The 13,441-nt window shown below is 64.7% G+C and carries 15 protein-coding genes; 5 read left to right on the top strand and 10 right to left on the bottom strand.

The features are described from left to right. Nucleotides 1–40 precede the first annotated feature (40 nt). Nucleotides 41–1,630 carry a lysine--tRNA ligase gene (locus J7S20_RS10575; protein WP_284054201.1) on the top strand — a complete coding sequence of 530 codons (1,590 nt, stop codon included), beginning with the start codon at nucleotides 41–43 and terminating at the stop codon, nucleotides 1,628–1,630. 3 nt (nucleotides 1,631–1,633) lie between these two features. On the opposite strand, the gene J7S20_RS10570 is transcribed toward J7S20_RS10575, so the two are convergent. Further along, nucleotides 1,634–3,166: a DUF389 domain-containing protein gene (locus tag J7S20_RS10570; protein ID WP_284054200.1), complete on the bottom strand. Its 1,533-nt coding sequence runs from the start codon at nucleotides 3,164–3,166 to the stop codon at nucleotides 1,634–1,636. Nucleotides 3,167–3,290: 124 nt separating this feature from the next. On the opposite strand from J7S20_RS10570, the gene nhaA reads away from it, so the two are divergent. Genes nhaA through J7S20_RS10555 form a run of 3 tightly spaced genes read left to right on the top strand, consistent with a single transcriptional unit; the run spans nucleotide 3,291 to nucleotide 5,843 of the window. Next, nucleotides 3,291–4,502, top strand: coding sequence for a Na+/H+ antiporter NhaA (nhaA, locus tag J7S20_RS10565; RefSeq protein WP_284054199.1), 1,212 nt, complete (start codon nucleotides 3,291–3,293; stop codon nucleotides 4,500–4,502). A 41-nt stretch (nucleotides 4,503–4,543) separates the two neighbouring features. Beyond that, nucleotides 4,544–5,119, top strand: coding sequence for a sigma-70 family RNA polymerase sigma factor (locus tag J7S20_RS10560; RefSeq protein WP_284054198.1), 576 nt, complete (start codon nucleotides 4,544–4,546; stop codon nucleotides 5,117–5,119). Continuing rightward, entirely contained in the window at nucleotides 5,112–5,843 is a 732-nt protein-coding gene (locus J7S20_RS10555; protein WP_284054197.1) for an anti-sigma factor, read from the top strand. The genes J7S20_RS10560 and J7S20_RS10555 overlap by 8 nt, the downstream gene beginning before the upstream one ends. Here the strand turns inward: J7S20_RS10555 and J7S20_RS10550 are convergent. Together J7S20_RS10550 and J7S20_RS10545 are read right to left on the bottom strand one after the other, a co-directional pair. Continuing rightward, nucleotides 5,840–6,118: an acylphosphatase gene (locus J7S20_RS10550; protein ID WP_284054196.1), complete on the bottom strand. Its 279-nt coding sequence runs from the start codon at nucleotides 6,116–6,118 to the stop codon at nucleotides 5,840–5,842. The genes J7S20_RS10555 and J7S20_RS10550 overlap by 4 nt on opposite strands. A gap of 40 nt (nucleotides 6,119–6,158) precedes the next feature. Then, on the bottom strand, nucleotides 6,159–6,575 hold the full coding sequence (locus tag J7S20_RS10545; RefSeq protein ID WP_284054195.1) for a DUF1810 domain-containing protein: 417 nt from the start codon (nucleotides 6,573–6,575) through the stop codon (nucleotides 6,159–6,161). A gap of 82 nt (nucleotides 6,576–6,657) precedes the next feature. Here J7S20_RS10545 and J7S20_RS10540 point away from each other — a divergent pair, with 82 nt between their 5' ends. Continuing rightward, on the top strand, nucleotides 6,658–7,278 hold the full coding sequence (locus tag J7S20_RS10540) for a DUF6445 family protein (protein ID WP_284054194.1): 621 nt from the start codon (nucleotides 6,658–6,660) through the stop codon (nucleotides 7,276–7,278). Nucleotides 7,279–7,281: 3 nt separating this feature from the next. Here the strand turns inward: J7S20_RS10540 and J7S20_RS10535 are convergent, their stop codons facing one another. The 7 genes from J7S20_RS10535 to J7S20_RS10505 form a co-directional block, all read right to left on the bottom strand. Further along, nucleotides 7,282–8,661 carry a UdgX family uracil-DNA binding protein gene (locus J7S20_RS10535; protein WP_284054193.1) on the bottom strand — a complete coding sequence of 460 codons (1,380 nt, stop codon included), beginning with the start codon at nucleotides 8,659–8,661 and terminating at the stop codon, nucleotides 7,282–7,284. 16 nt (nucleotides 8,662–8,677) lie between these two features. Beyond that, on the bottom strand, nucleotides 8,678–9,160 hold the full coding sequence (locus J7S20_RS10530; RefSeq protein WP_284054192.1) for a hemerythrin domain-containing protein: 483 nt from the start codon (nucleotides 9,158–9,160) through the stop codon (nucleotides 8,678–8,680). A gap of 61 nt (nucleotides 9,161–9,221) precedes the next feature. Beyond that, a complete protein-coding gene (locus J7S20_RS10525) occupies nucleotides 9,222–10,469 on the bottom strand; it encodes a putative DNA modification/repair radical SAM protein (RefSeq protein WP_284054191.1) in 1,248 nt (415 codons plus the stop codon). Between the two features lie 73 nt (nucleotides 10,470–10,542). Further along, nucleotides 10,543–10,950 carry a hypothetical protein gene (locus tag J7S20_RS10520; protein ID WP_284054190.1) on the bottom strand — a complete coding sequence of 136 codons (408 nt, stop codon included), beginning with the start codon at nucleotides 10,948–10,950 and terminating at the stop codon, nucleotides 10,543–10,545. A gap of 49 nt (nucleotides 10,951–10,999) precedes the next feature. After that, entirely contained in the window at nucleotides 11,000–11,533 is a 534-nt protein-coding gene (locus J7S20_RS10515) for a demethoxyubiquinone hydroxylase family protein (RefSeq protein ID WP_284054189.1), read from the bottom strand. Next, nucleotides 11,533–12,012: a disulfide bond formation protein B gene (locus tag J7S20_RS10510; RefSeq protein WP_284054188.1), complete on the bottom strand. Its 480-nt coding sequence runs from the start codon at nucleotides 12,010–12,012 to the stop codon at nucleotides 11,533–11,535. The genes J7S20_RS10515 and J7S20_RS10510 overlap by 1 nt, the downstream gene beginning before the upstream one ends. A gap of 17 nt (nucleotides 12,013–12,029) precedes the next feature. Continuing rightward, on the bottom strand, nucleotides 12,030–13,352 hold the full coding sequence (locus tag J7S20_RS10505; protein WP_284054187.1) for a S41 family peptidase: 1,323 nt from the start codon (nucleotides 13,350–13,352) through the stop codon (nucleotides 12,030–12,032). Nucleotides 13,353–13,441: the final 89 nt, after the last annotated feature.

The following is a 13,441-nucleotide window of genomic DNA, read 5'->3' as shown; positions in this document are numbered from 1 at the left end:
TTTGCGATTTTGCGGCGCACAAGGCAGATGCCGCAGCACCATGACCGATACCGAACTCCGCACCGCCGCTCTCGAATCCAAGGCCTGGCCCTTCGAAGAGGCCCGGAAGCTGCTCAAACGCTATCCAGACGGCAAACCCGGTGGCGCGCCGATCCTGTTCGAAACCGGTTATGGCCCCTCGGGCCTGCCGCATATCGGCACGTTCAACGAGGTGCTGCGCACGACGATGGTGCGCCGCGCGTTCGAGGCGTTGTCGGACCAGCCCACGCGGCTCGTCGCCTTTTCGGACGATATGGACGGGCTGCGCAAGGTGCCCGACAATGTCCCCAACCAGGCGATGCTCGCAGAACATCTCGGCAAGCCGCTGACGAACATCCCCGACCCGTTCGGCAAGTATGAAAGCTTTGCGCACCACAACAACGCGATGCTGCGCGACTTTCTCGACGCCTATGGCTTCGACTATGAATTCGTGTCTTCGACCGAGCGTTATACCTCGGGCGCGTTCGACGATGCGCTGAAGAACGTCCTCGCCAATTATCAGGCGATCATGGACATCATGCTGCCGACGCTGCGCGCCGAACGCGCCGCGACCTATTCGCCGGTGCTCCCCGTCAGCCCGAAATCGGGCGTCGTGCTGCAGGTGCCGGTCGAGGTCGTCGATGCCGCCGCCGGGCTCGTCCGGTTCGAGGATGAGGGCGAGATGGTCGAGCAGTCGATCCTGTCTGGCGGCGCGAAGCTGCAATGGAAGGTCGACTGGGCGATGCGCTGGGTCGCGCTCGGCGTCGATTACGAAATGTACGGCAAGGACCTGACCGACAGCGGCGTCCAGTCGGGCCGCATCGCCAAGGTGCTCGGCGGCCGCAAGCCCGAGGGGCTGATCTACGAGATGTTCCTCGACGACAAGGGCGAGAAAATCTCGAAATCGAAGGGCAATGGCCTCAGCCTCGAACAATGGCTGACCTACGGCTCGCAGGAAAGCCTCGCCTTTTACATCTACCGCGAACCGCGCAAGGCGAAGCAGCTCCATATGGGCGTGATCCCGCGTGCGGTCGATGATTATTGGCAGTTCCGCGCCGCATGGCCCGATCAGGAACTCGACAAGAAGCTCGGCAATCCGGTCCACCATATCCACAATGGCGATGTGCCGTCCGAAACGCTGCCCGTGACCTTCGGCCTGCTGCTCAACCTGGTCGGCGTGATGGGCGAGGCGACCAAGGACCAGGTCTGGGGCTATCTCGCCAATTACGTGCCCGATGCGGATGCCGATACCTATCCCGCGCTCGACGCGCTGATCGACCATGCGCTTGCCTATGGCCGCGATTTTGTCGCGCCGACGCTCCATCGCCGCGCGCCCGAGGGCGAGGAAGTGGCGGCGCTGAAGGAACTCGACGCGGTGCTGGCGAAGGATGACGGGACGGGTGGCGAGGCCGATCAGGCGGTCGCGCTCCAGAACCATGTCTATGAAATCGGCAAGGCGCATTTCGGCAAGGAACGGCTGCGCGACTGGTTCAAGGCGCTCTACGAAACGCTGCTCGGGTCGAGCCAGGGGCCGCGCATGGGCAGCTTCATCGCGCTCTACGGTGTCGAGAACACGCGCAAGCTGATCGCCGAGGCGCTGGCAAGGGCCTGAGCGCTAGCCCTCGTCGGGGGCTAGCCAGCGCAGCCTGACCGTACCGTCGCTGCCGCCCGCGCCGTCGACCGCGCGCGCGGCGACGCCGGCATCGGTCAGCGCCTTTACCACGGCATCGACATGCGCGTCGGGGCCGGCGACGCCGATCGGCGTGTTGATCCGCTGGCCCGCCCAGATCGCGGTTTTCAGCGCCGCCTCGCCCTTGTCGGTCGGGATATCGGCGGGCGCGTTTTCGTCGTCCTTCGCCGCCGGATTGGCCTTGAACGCGATGTCGGGCAGCGCCGCCGCCGGCGGGATCAGTTCTACCGACCAGCCGGTCGCGACCTGCGCGACGCGCTGTTCGAGCGTGCGGTAGGCGGCGAGCCCGGTATCGGGCAGCGGCTTGGCGGTCACCACCGCGCGGCGATGGTCGCGGTCGAGCAGCACCGACCCCGGATCGACGCCCGCGACGATGGCGAGCTGGTTGGTCAGCTGCGCCGCCGCCCGGTCGGCGGCCTGTTGCCGTGCATTTGCCTGCGCCGCCGCGATCTGCTGCGCCTCCGCCGCCGCGCCTGTCGAAACGCGATATTGCTCCAGCGTCACCTTGACCGGTTCGCCGAACAGCCGTGTCAGCGTGACCTGCGCATCGCGCTCGGCATCCTTCTGGAATTCGGGCGTCAGCACCGTGGCATCGACATGGATTGGCTTGGGATCGTAGCTGACGTCCATCTGGCTGATCCGCGAATCGTTGCTGAACTGGCTGTAGACGACGTCGCGTGCCTCACGTTGCGCGGTCGCCTCCCACGCGATCTGCTTCAGCGACAGCCCCAGCGGAATGGCGAATGCGATGAACAGCACGCCCATCACCACCGTCTGCAGGATGGTATGCTGCGGCGACAGGTCCGACCCGAAGCCATAGAGCCGCGCCATGATCGCAGCCGCCACCGCGATCGTCATCAGGTTGGTGAAGAAAAGGAGCGTCGATCCGGTGAACACCGTCCAGTTCGCGGTGGCGAGGCCATATCCCATCACCGCGAGCGGCGGCATCAACGCGGTGGCGATGGCGACGCCGACGATCGTGCCTTCGCGCCCCCGCACCATGGCATAGGAACCGGCCAGCGCCGAAAACAGCGCGACCGCGAGGTCGAACAGGTTGGGCCGGGTCCGCGCGGCGATTTCGGGCGTGACATTCTGTAGCGGCGACAGCAGCACGATCATCGCGCAGAACAGCACCGCAAGCACCACGCCCAGCCCGAGCGCGACCGCCGATGCCTTGATCTCGGCCGTGTCGAAGGTCGCGAGCCCGAAGCCCAGTCCGATGATCGGTCCCATCAGCGGCGAAATCAGCATCGCGCCGATCACCACCGCCGGCGACGACAGCAGCAGGCCGAGCACCGCGATGCCCGCCGACATCAGCGTCATGAAGGCGTAGCGGCCGCTCCACCCCGATTCGCCGCGCACCTTGTCGAGCACGCGGACATGATCGACCGACGAGACGATGTGATCGCGCCACCACGCGATGACCGGATTCTGCTGGATGATGGCAGGAGCGTCCATGGTCGATCGGGCTTAGGCGTTGCGCCCGTGAACGACAATGGGGATCGCTCGTCCGGCCTTATGGGGGTTTGCCTGCGCCGCGCCAGCCGATAGGAGGTTGCTCGAGGAAGTGAAAGGGAGGCGAATGGCGGAAAGCGTGCCAGCGAAAGCGGGTTCCGCGCTCAGGGGATTTCTGCGCAGCGAGGCATCGGGCGGCATCGTCCTGATCGTCGCGGCGCTGGCGGCAATGGTGGCCGCCAATATCCCCGGCGTTTCCGAGAGCTATTTCCACTTTCTGCATTTCGAAACCGGGCCGCTGATCAATCCCAAATACGGCCCGATGTCGGTCCATCTGTGGATCAACGACGGGTTGATGGCGATCTTCTTCTTCCTCGTGGGACTGGAGATAAAGCGCGAGTTCGTCGACGGTCGGCTTTCGACCTGGGAACGGCGCCGCCTGCCGGTAATCGCCGCGGCCGCGGGCATGATCGCGCCGGCGATCATCTATCTGACGATCACCTATAGCCGCCCCGACCTGCAGTCGGGCTGGGCGATCCCTGCCGCCACCGACATCGCCTTTGCGATCGGCGTTCTCGCGATCCTCGGCAGCCGTGCGCCGGCGTCGCTCAAGCTGTTCCTCACGACCGTCGCGATCGTCGACGATATGGGCGCGGTGGCGATCATCGCGCTTGCCTATACCGATCATCTGTCGTCGCTCGCGCTGATGCTGGCGGCGATGACGCTGGGCGCGATGTACGTGCTCAACAAATCGAACGTGCAGCGATTGTCGCCCTATGTGATCCTGGCGTTGCTACTATGGTATTTCGTGTTCCTGTCGGGCGTCCATGCGACGATCGCCGGGGTGCTGGCGGCATTCATGGTGCCGATCACCAAATCGCCGGGCGCCCCCGACGATGTCGATTCGCCGCTCCACCGGCTCGAGCACAAGCTCGAATACTGGGTCGCCTTCCTGATCGTGCCGCTGTTCGGTTTCGCCAATGCCGGCGTGTCCTTTCAGGGCATGTCGCCGTCGATCCTGTTAAACACGCTGCCGCTGGCGATCGCGCTTGGCCTGTTCGTCGGCAAGCAGGTTGGCATCTTCGGCATCATCTTCCTCGCCTATCACACCAAATTCGCGAAGACGCCCGGCGGATCGACCTGGACACAGGTGTATGGCGTGTCGCTGCTCGCCGGCATCGGCTTCACGATGAGTCTGTTCATTGGCGGGCTGGCCTTTCCCGGTGCCGAACTGCTGATCGACGAGGTGAAGATCGGCGTTCTTGCAGGTTCGATCCTGTCGGCGGTGGCCGGTTATCTGGTCCTGCGTTTTGCGCCCAGTGCCCGGACGGCGGATTGAATTGGCATTGCAACGCGGTGCAGGCACGCTAGGCTGAGGCCATGGATCGCGCCGGAACCCGGGCTGAAGCGGATGCGGCGCGCGAGCGGCTGGTGTTGGCGCTTGCCGGTGTGGCGCGGCGCGACCATGCGGCGCTGCGTCAGGTCTATGACCTGACCTCGGCGAAGCTTTTCGGCATCTGCCTGCGTATCTCCCGCGACAGGGAAGCAGCGGAAGACATTTTGCAGACGGTGTATATCAAGATCTGGGATCGTGCCGGCCGGTTTGACGCGTCGCGCGCGAGTCCGATCACCTGGCTCGGTACGATTGCCCGCAACACCGCGATCGACTGGAAGCGCGCGTCGGGTCGTATCGAATCGGCACCGGAAGAGGCCGCGCTCGAGATTGCCGACGACCGGCCGTCGGCGGACGCGCTGCTCGAGCAGGAAGAGCAGGGCGAGCGTATTTCCGAATGTATGGACGACCTCGAACAGCGCCAGCGCGGCGCGATCCGGTCGGCCTTTTTCGACGGCTTCACCTATGCCGAGCTCGCCGAGCGTGCAAAGGTGCCGCTCGGTACGATGAAGAGCTGGATTCGCCGCGGCCTGCAAAAGTTGAAGGCGTGTCTCGATGGCTGAGGGCGCGCTACCTCGCGACGAATGGGAGGCGCTGGCCGCCGAACGCGCGCTTGGCGTGATCGCGGGCGAGGATCTGGCGCGCGCGATGCGGCTCGAGCTGTCGGACCCCGATTTCGCGGCAGAGGTAGAGGCGTGGCATCGCCGGTTCGGCGCGCTTTTCGCCGAAGTCGAACCCGTCTCTCCGCCCGAAGGCGTATGGCAGGCAATCGCAACGCGCATCCAGGCCGCGAGTGGCGGGTCGGTCAGCGCGTTGCGCGCAGTGCGACGGTGGCGTGCAGGCGCGGTCGCCGCGACTGTGGTTGCCGCCTGCCTCGCGCTGGTGTTGCTGTTTCGCGGGCCAACCGAGCAGGTGCCGGTTCCTGTGCCCTCTCCGACGAGCGCAGGGCCGATGGCGGTGGCGCAGCTATCGGGGCCGGAGGCGGATTCGCCGTCGCTCGCCGCGCGCTACGATCCCGCCGACGCGACGCTGCATGTCAGCGCCAGCAAGGTCTCTCCGGCCAGCGGCATGGCGCCCGAACTCTGGGTCATTCCAGACGATGGTGTGCCGCGTTCGCTGGGCCTGATCCCCGCCAAGGGAACCTCTCAGGTGACGGTGCCGCAGGGCGACCGGTCGTTCCTGACCGATGGATCGGTGCTCGCGCTGACCTATGAGGACGCGCAGACCGCACCGCATGAAAAGCCGGGAATGGCGCCGGTCGCGCTCGGCACGATCTCGGTGCTCTAGCGCGTCGGACGTTTCGTAAATCCGGTTAGCGTTTCGTTCGAATCATCATCGCTGACATCGACTGCTTCGACGCGTGAGGCGGGCGAACCCTCATGTGCCTTTGCGATCAGCGTATCCACCATTTCGGAAGGGCCTTCGACGACCGCCTCGACACTGCCGTCGGCGCGGTTGCGGACCCAGCCGTCGAGGCCGAGCGATGTTGCCTGCTCGACCGTCCAGTCGCGGAAAAAGACGTTCTGCACACGTCCGGTGATGACAAGTCTGCGTCTGATCATGATCGGTCAACGCGCGTGCGGGCGGTGATTTCCAACCCGGTCACAGTCGCTCAAGCGTCGCGACATCGCGGGCGCCGCCGTAAAAGGCGTCGAGGCAGCGCGCGAAGGGCTGACCTTCTTCGGCGACCGCGTCGAACAGCGTCATCGACGACCGCAGCTTCATGGCGTCGATATCGCCCAGGATCGCCTTTGCACTGCGGTTGCCGGCATGGATGAGCATCGCGTCGGTCGCTTCGACCAGTCGCGGACCGAGCACCGGATGTGCCAGATAGGCGCGCGCTTCGGCGGCATCGGCAATGGCATAAGATTGAGCGGTCTCGCTGCGGCCGAGGCCTGCGATCTGGGGAAAGACGAACCACATCCAGTGGCTTGTCTTGCGGCCCGCGCGCAGTTCGGCAAGCGCCCGGTCATAGGTGCTGCGCTGCGCATCGACGAAGCGGTCAAGCGAATCGGTCATGGCGGTTCAACGCACGTGCTGCGCCTGCGGTCCCGCGCCGACGATTGCGTTGCCGCCCCTCGCGATGCCATGACGGATGGCGATGCTTCCGTCGCTTCTTATCCTTGACGACTTTCTGCGCGATCCGCACGCGATCAGGCGCCGCGCGCTGGCGCTCGATTACGATCCGGCATTCAAGAAGGGTAATTATCCCGGTCTGATTTCGGGCGATCCGCTGCCGCTTGCCGGGTTGAACGAGGCGGTGTCGGCGCGGATCGGCGTTCCCGTTGCGCCGTGCGCGGGTACGACGCACCTCCACTGCCGCCTGACGCTCGCCGGGGACAAGGGGAAAAGCGGGGTTCATATCGACCCCTGTTTTTATTCGGGTATCCTTTTCCTCAGCCTGCCCGAACACTGCAAGGGGGGTACCGAATTCTTTCGCCACAGACCGACCGGGCTCGACCGGGTGCCGTCGAACCCCGCAGAACTGGTTGCGTCGGGCTTTTCCGACGTCAACGCGCTGGTCGAAGAGGTCGTCAATCGTGACACGCTGAAGCCTGCGCGCTGGGAACGCGTCATGCAGGTGCCGATGCGCTTCAACCGGTTGATCCTGTTCAGTCCCTGGCTGTTTCACAACGCGGGCAAACCGTTCGGTGACCGCCTCGAAAATGGTCGGCTCGTCCATCTGATGTTCTTCGCCGCGGCGCAGGGTGGCACGCGCTGACGATCAGCCGATGCGGGCGTGCGCTGCCTGCAGGTCGTCGATGAAGCGCGCGGTCTCGTCCAAGGCCTTTGCGGCGTCGGGGATGCGCAGCAGATAGCTTGGATGGACGGTGATCCAGCCTTCGCCGCCATCCGTCAGTTCGATCGGGCGCCCACGCTCACGCCCGATCGTGACGTTCTTGCCGAGCAGTGCTCGCGCCGCCGTCGCACCCAGCGCGACGCGGACCTTGGGCGCGATCAGCATCACTTCCTGCTCGAGCCACCAGCGGCAGGCGTCGATCTCACCGGCGTCGGGCTTGTCATGGATGCGTCGCTTGCCGCGCGGCTTGAATTTGAAATGCTTGACCGCATTGGTGACATACACGCTCGCGCGGTCGATCCCGGCCTTTTCCAACGCATCGTCCAGCACCTGACCGGCAGGGCCGACAAAAGGCTTTCCGGCCAGATCCTCCTGATCGCCGGGCTGCTCGCCGATCAGCATCATCGCGGCGTCGACCGGACCTTCGCCGAACACGGTCTGTGTCGCGTCTTGGTAGAGGTGACAGCGCCGGCACCCCGCCGCCTCGTCGCGCAGCGCCGCCCATGCGGCCTCGCTATTGTCGCCCTTTACCGCGCGTTTCTGCACCATCGCCGTCTCCCGCTGCCGGGCACCCGCCACCAATTCGCCGACCAGCGCGGTTTCGGGCATGTTCTTCCAGTATTTGCGCGGCATTTCCTTCAGCATCGCACCGGTCTTCAGCCGCGCGGGGTTGAAGATCGACGCATAATAGGTCTTCCACACCGCTTCGATCGGGTCGCCGTCGGGTGCGTCGGCCCTGGTCGCACCGGGGCCTTCGCGCAGCGCCTTGCCGTCCCAGTGCAGCGAAAGTTCGGGCGTCAGGATCGACCAGCGCATGCTGGCGAAGCGGTTGACGAAGAACGCGGCGTTGGCGCGCACGATATGGTGTTCGGGTTCGAACCAGGCGACATAGCGTTCGCCGCGATCATCCGCCACTTGGCGAAAGCGCACGAACGCGCGCATCTTGTGAATGTCGCGCCGAACCGCCTTCGCCATCGCCGCCAGCCGGCGGACCAGCGGATCGACCTGATCGTCGATCAGCCGTGGCTGGTCTTTGAGACGGACGAGCAGCGCATAGGCGAGCGCAAAGCGTTCGGAGTCGCTGTGGAGCAGGGCATTGCGCGCCAGCTCGATGAACCGGCGCGATACGCGGATGTCGCCACGCGCGGGGGGAAAGGGGGCCTGATCGTCGGCAAACAGGTCGCCGGGAGCGCCGCCGACCTGCCATATCACCGCATCAGCAGGAACGCCGGCGGCGGCGAGCGCGCGGGCGGCGTCGCGCCAGCCCTCGAAATCGTCCTCCGCCGCCAGCCGGACCGTATGCATCCCATCCGTTCGGGAATTATTCGCGTTCGTCGCCCGATTCGCTTTCTTCGGCGCGTTCGAGTTCCTTGGGTTTGCGCGTCTCGAACACCTTGGCGAGGCGCGCTTCCTCCGCCTCGCTCAGGCCCTTGGCGGCGGCGGGGAACATGTCTTCCTCTTCCTCGTCGATATGATGTTCATAGCGGTGGCGCATGTCCTTGAACTTGGTCAGCCACGCGCTCGAGCTCATGTCGGTATCGGCAAGTTCGCCCAGAAAATCGTCGATTTCCTTGTGTTCGGACACCGAATGGCGCGCATCGTCGCGCAGATCGGGTTCTTCGAGCATCGTTGCATAGAGCGATTCCTCTTCGGCCGCGGCATGCGCCGAAACCTCGACGCGGAATTTCTCGAACAGTTCGCGCCGTTCCTCGCTGTCGCCCGACGTTTCGGCGATCTTGGCGAGCAGATCGCGGTGCCGGTCGTGGTCGCGCTTCAGATCCTCAAAAATGCGTTCGTCTGCCATGGCGTGTTTTCCTCGTGATGATGGTCCGCCTGTCCAACCGCCGAAGCCCGAATGGGTTCATTCACGCCGCAAACAGCTCGAGCTGTTCCGACCGCGGCGTAACGAGTGAGCGCAGATCGGCGCGGTCGGTCAGGAGGGTCGGTCGCCAGTCGACGGCGATCAGGAACGGCCGCACCTTGGCCACCGACACGGTCAGCCGGGAGATGTCGGACAGCCGCAATTGCCGCCAGCGCCGCGCGGTGACAATCGAATTCACCGCCTTCACACCCAGTCCGGGGACGCGCAGCAGCATCTCGCGCGGGGCGCGGTTTACATCGACGGGAAACCGGTCGCGAAATTTTAGCGCCCAGGCGAGTTTCGGATCGATGTCGAGCGGCAGCATGCCCGTCGCATCGTCGGCTGCGGCCACCACCTCGTCGGGGCGATAGTCGTAAAAGCGCATCAGCCAGTCGGACTGGTACAGGCGGTGTTCGCGCATCAGCGGTGGGCGCTGGAGCGGCAGTACCGCGCTGGGGTGGGGGATCGGGCTGAACGCCGAATAATAGACGCGGCGCAGGCGAAAGCGATCGTACAGCGTCGAGGCCCGACGGACGATATCGCCGTCGGTCGCGGCATCGGCACCGACGATCATCTGCGTCGATTGCCCGGCGGGCGCAAAACGCGGCGCCGATTTATAGCGCTTCTTCGCATCGCTCAGATCGTCGATCGCGCCGCGCATGTCGCCCATCGCGCCTTCGATGCGAACGGCCGATTTCTCGGGCGCGAGCCGCGTCAGCCCCTGTGTCGTCGGCAATTCGACATTGATCGAGACGCGGTCGGCATGAAGGCCCGCCTGATGCACCAGTTCGGGATCGGCGTCTGGGATCGTCTTCAGATGGATATAGCCGCGGAAATCATGGTCCTCGCGCAGCGACCGGGCGACCTCGACGATCTGCTCCATCGTGTAATTGGACGAACGGATGATGCCCGAGGAGAGGAACAGCCCCTCGATATAGTTGCGCCGATAGAAGGACAGCGTGAGTTGGACGACTTCCTCCGCCGTGAAGCGGGCGCGGCGGACATTCGAGCTTTTGCGGTTGATGCAGTAGTGACAGTCGAAGACGCAGCTGTTGGTCAGCAGAATCTTGAGCAGGCTGATGCAGCGGCCATCGGGGGCATAGGCATGGCAAATGCCCATCCCTTCGGTCGATCCCAGCCCCTTGCCGCCCGCCGAGGAGCGCCTGGTCGTGCCCGACGATGCGCATGACGCATCATATTTCGCGGCATCGGCCAGGATCGCCAGCTTTTCGCGAACATCGAGTTGCGCCATTTGTTCGATATATGTTCCGCACGGATGCTTGTCGAATCAAATCGTGCTGCCGGCCGCCGGCGGTGGATATGCTCTATTTCGGAAGCGGCAGGTTCTCGGCGTCGTGCTGGCGTTCCTTCGCTTCCTGCGATCCGCGTGCGATGGTCTGCTGCGAACAGCCGATCCCGCCGCCGGGGCCGACCGCCGAACAGCTACCGATGCCGGTCTTGCCGGTGTCGAGCACCTGCTCCTGCTTGACCGCCCAGCTGCGGTTTTCCGGCGCGATCTTCAGATCGCGAAGTTCCTTGGGAATCCGGTATCGCTCGGTCTCGGGACGGCGCGCGCACACGACGATCTCGTTGCCGTTGCTGTCGGTCGGGCATTTGTCGTTGCCATAGATGATGAGAACGCCGTTCTGAACCGCGCTCTGCGCCAGCGCGGGGGCGGGCGTCAGCGGCAGCACAGCGCCGATCGCGGCAAGCGGCAGCATCCATCGGGCCATCAAATCTCTCCTCGTTCCGGCGCCGCGTGACAGCGTACCGGGCAGTACATCATATCCGCTTCGATATGGCGATTGCGGCGCGGCATCCCAGCCGGATCACGCCCGACAGCACCGGATATCCGATCGCCTGTTCCGCCCCCGATTCGAGCGCGGTGTCGCGATGTTCCAGTTCCTCGTCGCGGAACTGCGCAACGGCATCCGAAAGCTCGGGATCGCTGTCGCCCAGCGTATCGAGCTGCTTTTTGTAATGATCGTCGATCTCGGTCTCGACCGCGACGGTACATGCCATCGCCGCCTCGGGGCCGAGCGCCGCCGTTGTCGCACCGAGCGCGAAGCCCGCGACATGCCAGAAGGGCTGCAACAATGTCGGACGCACGCCGCGATCGGCGATCATCTTGTCGAAAAAGGCGCGGTGGCGTTCTTCCTGCGCCGCCATGCCCGAAATCGATCGCGCCATCTTCGATCCGTCGCCCATCACCGCGAGTTGTCCGCCATAGATGCGCGTCGCGCCGAATTCGCCGGCCTGATCGACGCGGATCATCGCATCGGTCGCTTCACGGCGGTCTCCGGGTTTCCAGCGCATTATCGGCGTCCTCCCAGCAACAGGGTAAAGATCATCGCGGCTCCTCCCAGCGACAATATCGCATTGAAGCCGGCGAGCGAAATGCCGAACAGCGTCCATTGCGGCACATCACAGCGGATAACCGGCGCGTTCATCAGCTGTTCCATGAAATCGCCGCCATGCGCGGTGAAGGTCGTGCTGCACGGCGTGATGCCCTGCCACCAATGATATTCGACCCCGGCATGGAACACGCCGATCAACCCCGACACCGCGATCAGCAGTCCGGCAAGGACAACGAGCGGGACGCGGATGCGCTGGCGCGCCACCAGAAAGCCGAATCCGGCGACGACCACCGCGGCATAATGCGGCCAGCGCTGCCAGCGGCACATCTCGCACGGGAAAAGCCCGCCAAGATATTGTGAACCGAGCGCGCCTGCGAGCAGCGCCGCCGGCAGCAGCAGCGCGATCCAGTGCGCAAGCGAAATTCGCGAAGACCGCATGGCCGAATGCGCCACCGCTATTTCTTCGCGACCCTGGTGCCGCCGCCCAGCCGCGCGATCGTCTTGACCGCATAATCAAGCTGGAAGTCCTCGACGCCGTCCTTCTTCAGCGCCTCGGCGCTTTCGTCGAAGCGGGGATCTTCCTTGTCGTCGGCCTCGAGCACCGAATTATCGACCTTCGCCTCGTTGATGAGGTGCTTGCGCAGATCGACCTCGCGGAAGACGGGGCGATCCTTGTAATCGGGGTCGGAAAGCTGCGGCACCTTGATATCGGGCTCGATACCGCCTTCCTGCACCGACCGGCCCGACGGCGTGTAATAACGCGCGGTGGTCAGGCGCAGCGCGGTCTTCGGCCCCAGCGGCAGCAGTGTCTGCACCGATCCCTTGCCGAAGCTGCGTTCGCCCATGATGAGCGCGCGGTGATGGTCCTGCAGCGCGCCGGCGACGATTTCGGAGGCCGAGGCCGTGCCCGCATCGACCAGCACGACGACCGGCAGTCCATCGGCGACATCGCCCGGCACCGCCGATTCGGCGTAATAGCGTTCGATATCGACGTCGCGGCCACGCTGCGACACGATCTCGCCGTGCGTCAGGAACGTGTCCGATACCGCGATCGCCTGGGTCAGCAGCCCGCCGCCATTTTCGCGAAGATCGACGACATAGCCGAGCGGCTTGTGGCCGAGCGACTTGTTGATCGCCAAAATCGCCGCGCGCGTGTCGGCGCCGGTAGAGGCGGAGAAGGTGTTGATGTTGATGACGCCGACATCGCCCTTCACTTCCCACTTCACCGGCTTCTGGACGATCACTTCGCGCGTCAGCGTGACGTCGATCGGCTTGTCCTTGCCCGGACGGATCAGCGTCAGCGATACCTTGCTGCCCGGCTTGCCGCGCATCGCCTCGACCGCATGGTCGAGCGTGTCGCCATAGATCAGCTTGCCGTCGATATGCGTGATATAGTCGCCGGCCTTGATCCCGGCGCGGTCGGCGGGGGTATCCTCGGTCGGCGCGATCACCTTGACCGCGCCGTCCTCCATCGTGACGGTCAGGCCCAGCCCGCCATAATTGCCCTGCGTCTGGATCTGCAGATTGTCGTAATCGAGCTCGTCGACATAGGAGCTGTGCGGATCGAGCGCTGCCAGCATCCCGTCGATCGCGCCCTTGACCAGCGTCTTGTCGTCGACCTTGTCGACATAATCGGCCTTCACCCGGTTATAGACGTCCATGAACAGGTCGAGCTGGCGATAGCTGTTGGTGTCGACCTGGGCCATCGCGCCGGTGGACACGGGGATAAGCGCCAGCGCGCCAACCACCGCGGTAGCCTGCAACAGGGGACGGAACATTCGGTACGCCTTCGTCAAAGAGGGAATTCTCCACCGGTGATAGCCGCAATCGGGTGCCGGATCAAAGCGCGACCTTGCTGAACGGGCGA

This window comes from Stakelama marina, assembly GCF_018122655.1.
Lineage (GTDB): Bacteria > Pseudomonadota > Alphaproteobacteria > Sphingomonadales > Sphingomonadaceae > Sphingomonas > Sphingomonas marina.
The sequence above is the reverse complement of the archived record's forward strand: the minus strand, read 5'-3'. Positions and strand labels throughout refer to the sequence as shown.

Excerpts from the sequence above, each read along its gene's own strand:
- J7S20_RS10575 (WP_284054201.1), top strand. The coding sequence starts at position 41 with ATGACCGATACCGAACTCCGCACCGCCGCTCTCGAATCCAAGGCCTGG.
- J7S20_RS10570 (WP_284054200.1), bottom strand. The coding sequence starts at position 3,166 with ATGGACGCTCCTGCCATCATCCAGCAGAATCCGGTCATCGCGTGGTGG.
- nhaA (WP_284054199.1), top strand. The coding sequence starts at position 3,291 with ATGGCGGAAAGCGTGCCAGCGAAAGCGGGTTCCGCGCTCAGGGGATTT.
- J7S20_RS10560 (WP_284054198.1), top strand. The coding sequence starts at position 4,544 with ATGGATCGCGCCGGAACCCGGGCTGAAGCGGATGCGGCGCGCGAGCGG.
- J7S20_RS10555 (WP_284054197.1), top strand. The coding sequence starts at position 5,112 with ATGGCTGAGGGCGCGCTACCTCGCGACGAATGGGAGGCGCTGGCCGCC.
- J7S20_RS10550 (WP_284054196.1), bottom strand. The coding sequence starts at position 6,118 with ATGATCAGACGCAGACTTGTCATCACCGGACGTGTGCAGAACGTCTTT.
- J7S20_RS10545 (WP_284054195.1), bottom strand. The coding sequence starts at position 6,575 with ATGACCGATTCGCTTGACCGCTTCGTCGATGCGCAGCGCAGCACCTAT.
- J7S20_RS10540 (WP_284054194.1), top strand. The coding sequence starts at position 6,658 with ATGCTTCCGTCGCTTCTTATCCTTGACGACTTTCTGCGCGATCCGCAC.
- J7S20_RS10535 (WP_284054193.1), bottom strand. The coding sequence starts at position 8,661 with ATGCATACGGTCCGGCTGGCGGCGGAGGACGATTTCGAGGGCTGGCGC.
- J7S20_RS10530 (WP_284054192.1), bottom strand. The coding sequence starts at position 9,160 with ATGGCAGACGAACGCATTTTTGAGGATCTGAAGCGCGACCACGACCGG.
- J7S20_RS10525 (WP_284054191.1), bottom strand. The coding sequence starts at position 10,469 with ATGGCGCAACTCGATGTTCGCGAAAAGCTGGCGATCCTGGCCGATGCC.
- J7S20_RS10520 (WP_284054190.1), bottom strand. The coding sequence starts at position 10,950 with ATGGCCCGATGGATGCTGCCGCTTGCCGCGATCGGCGCTGTGCTGCCG.
- J7S20_RS10515 (WP_284054189.1), bottom strand. The coding sequence starts at position 11,533 with ATGCGCTGGAAACCCGGAGACCGCCGTGAAGCGACCGATGCGATGATC.
- J7S20_RS10510 (WP_284054188.1), bottom strand. The coding sequence starts at position 12,012 with ATGCGGTCTTCGCGAATTTCGCTTGCGCACTGGATCGCGCTGCTGCTG.
- J7S20_RS10505 (WP_284054187.1), bottom strand. The coding sequence starts at position 13,352 with ATGTTCCGTCCCCTGTTGCAGGCTACCGCGGTGGTTGGCGCGCTGGCG.